This is a genomic window from Streptomyces tricolor, from assembly GCF_002155905.1.
Lineage (GTDB): Bacteria > Actinomycetota > Actinomycetes > Streptomycetales > Streptomycetaceae > Streptomyces > Streptomyces tricolor.
Genome location: NZ_MUMF01000601.1, coordinates 167 through 3285, shown reverse-complemented (window position 1 = coordinate 3285; position 3119 = coordinate 167). Strand labels below are relative to the sequence as shown.

4 protein-coding genes are annotated in these 3119 nt (G+C 74.4%); all 4 read right to left on the bottom strand.

Annotated features, from left to right (window positions below):
- Positions 1-404 (bottom strand): pyridoxal-phosphate dependent enzyme (locus tag CCN44_RS34920; protein WP_143650183.1); only part of this gene is annotated, 404 nt, incomplete at its 3' end.
- Positions 405-416: 12 nt separating this feature from the next.
- Positions 417-1766 (bottom strand): alanine racemase, encoded by a 1350-nt coding sequence (locus tag CCN44_RS34915; protein WP_086702497.1) that lies wholly within the window; start codon positions 1764-1766, stop codon positions 417-419.
- Positions 1763-2785, bottom strand: a complete 1023-nt coding sequence (locus CCN44_RS34910) for an ornithine cyclodeaminase family protein (RefSeq protein ID WP_086702494.1) — start codon at positions 2783-2785, stop codon at positions 1763-1765. The genes CCN44_RS34915 and CCN44_RS34910 overlap by 4 nt, the downstream gene beginning before the upstream one ends.
- On the bottom strand, positions 2782-3119 hold a 338-nt coding region (locus CCN44_RS34905), incomplete at its 5' end, for a TauD/TfdA family dioxygenase (protein WP_244204015.1). The genes CCN44_RS34910 and CCN44_RS34905, both read right to left, overlap by 4 nt.

Genomic DNA, 3119 nt, shown 5'->3' with positions numbered 1-3119 from the left:
GCCGTGGCCAGGTCGTCGTCGCCCGCGTCGGCGACGTAGACGAGTTCCGTGCCCATGGCCCGCATGGCGCGCAGCTTGTCCTTGGCCGCGTGGTGGTCGACCACCGCCGTGAAGGTGTAGCCGCGTTCGGCGGCGACCACGGCGAGGCCAAGACCGGTGTTGCCGGAGGTCGACTCGATGATGCGGCCACCGGGGCGCAGCAGTCCGCGCTCCTCGGCGTCGACCACCATCTGGCGGGCCATGCGTATCTTGGCCGTGCCCGTCGGGTTGAACTGCTCCAGCTTCAGCAGCAGCCGTGCGTCGCTCTCCGTGCGGCACAGCTCGAACAGCGGGGTGGCACCGATGAGTTCGGAGACCCGGCGCACGACGGCCGGACGGTGCAGGGGGTGCGGGCTCGGGGCCATGGGCGGAACTCCCTACGGGTGGCGGTCGAGGTGCCAGCGGAGGCGGGCGGCGGTGCCGTCGGAGACCTGTTCTACGACGACCTTGGGCGGCAGGGGCAGCTCGTGGAACGGCGACTCGTTGGAGTCCATCTGGTAGCCGGCCGTGTTGAGGTAGACCAGCAGGTCACCGACGGCCGGCCGGACCGGGAAGGGTATCTTGCGCCAGGTCAGCATGTCGGACTCCAGGCAGCTGGCCGCGCCCACGCAGGCGGGGTACGGTCCCGCGGCGGAGCCGGCGTCCGGGACGCCCGGCACCAGCACCGGGTCCGGCAGGAACTCGCTGCCGAACCACTGCTCCGACAGGCTCAGGCTGGTGCCGTCCACGGTGAGGATCGCGTAGCCGTCGCGGTCCTTGACACCCTGCACGGCGAAGACCGTACAGCCGGCCTGGTCCAGCAGCGCCCGCCCGGGCTCCACCAGCAGCCGGACCCCGGCGGCCCGCAACAGCCCGGCGAGGCTGTCCCGTTCACCGGCCGGTACGGCAGCCAGGATCGCGCGCAGGGCGTCGGCGCCGGCGACGGGGGAGTGGTACGGGTACCAGCCGCCGGGGAAGGTCCGGCCGGCGTGGTAGTGCTCGGACCGGTCGGCGGCGGTGAACCGGCGCCAGTCCTCGGCACCGACGTAGTCCACCACGAAGCCGCCGCCGATGCTGATGCGGTCCGGGTGCAGGCCCAGCTCCCGGGCGTCTCGGCAGTCCCGGACCAACCGCCCGGCCAGGTCGGCGCGTTGCCGGACGTCGTAGCCCGACAGATGGAAGCTGAAGCCCGCGACGTCGACCGGGCCGTCGGCGCAGCGCCGCAGCGCCGCCCGGGTCTCGGCGTCGTCCAGCCCGAACCTGCTGGGCGGGCCGGGCGGCAGCCGGCGCAGCAGCACCCGCGCGGTGCGGCCGAGGCCGGACGCCAGCGCCGCGAGGCGGTCCAGTTCGTCCAGGGCGTCCACGGCGACGAGCGCGCCCTGCAGGACGGCGACCCGCAGCAGCCGCTCGGACTTGGCCGGTCCGGTCACCACCAGGTCGGTCCCGCGCACCCCGTGGGCCAGCGCCTCGCGCAGCTCACCGTGGCTCGCCACGTCCACGCCCAGGCCCAGCTCGGCGGCCCGCTCGGGGAAGACGGCCGCCTTGTTGGCCTTCTTGGCGAAGTACACCGTGCCGTCGACGCCCGCCTCGGCCAGCGCCCGGCCGAAGGCGCCGGCGTTGGCGTCGAACCGCGCGGGGAGCAGCGCGTGGTAGGGGCCGCCGAGGCCGTGGCTCAGGTCGCGCAGCAGCGGGTCGGCCAGCAGGGCGCGCACCTCGGGCGTGGTGTGCGAGCGCAGCGGGGCGGTCACCTCCACAGCGGCACCACCGTGCCCAGGCCCTGGGCGAGGGCGAGCTGCGCGAAGCGGTGGCCGAGGGCGATGTCGGTGACGACCAGCCCGCTGTTGTACGCGAAGATCCGCTGCCCCGGGCCGGTACGGCCGGCCGCGCGGCCCGCGAGCACGTCGGGGAACTCGGCGTCCACCGCGCGCAGTTCGCCCGTCTCGTCGGCCATGTCGGTGCCGGTGACGCGCATCTGGGCGGCGCTGGTGGCGATCACCCGGTCGGCCCGGTGCAGGGTGGAGGGCGCGATGCCGTAGCCGACGAGCACCGACAGGGCGGCCGGGCGGAGCCACTCGGCGGGCACCGAGGCGGGGGTGCGGGGGCCGGCGGTGGCCAGCACGATGTCGGCCTGCCCGGCCGCCGCCCGCAGATCGGAGACGATCTCCAGCTCGCGGTCGGGGAAGTGCGCGTGCAGCTGGGCACGCGCCGCCCGGATGCCCTCCGGGTGGGTGCCGAACAGCATCAGCCGGTCCAGCCGGGGCAGCGTCGTCAGCAGGAACGGCAGCGCGAGCCGGCCCTGGGTGCCGGTGCCGATGACGAGCGCGCTGCGGCTGCCGGGCGCGGCGAGTTCGCGGGCGAGCAGCGCGGAGACGGCCGGGGTGCGCAGGGCACCGACCCGGCCGCAGTCCATCATGGCCACGGGCAGGCCCGTCACATCGTCGTAGAGGGTCAGCGTCGTGTAGTAGTGCTGCTTGTCGCGGTCCTCGTGCAGGCCGTACTTGTACGACGTCTTGACCGCGACCACGTTGCGCTCCCCGTCCCGGCCGAGCATGGCGTAGGCGACGGAGTGGCCGTCCTCGGGGGTGACGGTGAGCTTGCGCGGATTGGCGGAGCGGCCCTCCGCCAGGGTGCGGTACGCCTGCTCCACCACGGAGACGACGTCGGGCAGTGCGATGTCGATACCGGCCACGTCGCCGGTGCTGAGTATGCGCAGGGCGGTGTCGTCGGACGCCATGGGCTCCCCCTGTCGGTGGTCGGTGCCGGTCATCGGTACGCCGCCAGGGCGGCCTGGCCGTAGCCGTGCTCGGAGCGTTCGGCGGGCGGGCGGGTACGGCGGCCCGGCACCCGTACAGAGGAACGTTTCAGCCAGCGGTCGGTGCCGTCGTAGCGGGCGGTGAAGGGGACCCGGCCGTGGACGACGAGGTCGTTGTCGAGCACCAGGATGTCGCCGGGGGCCAGCGTCACCGCCACCGAGACCCGGGCGAGTTCGTCCGCCAGGCGTCCGTAGGCCGCCCGGTGCTCCGCGGAGGCCTGGTCCAAGGGTGTGTAGGCGGGGTCGAAGCGCAGGGTCAGGCCGTCCTCGGCCGCCCACAGGGTGGGCA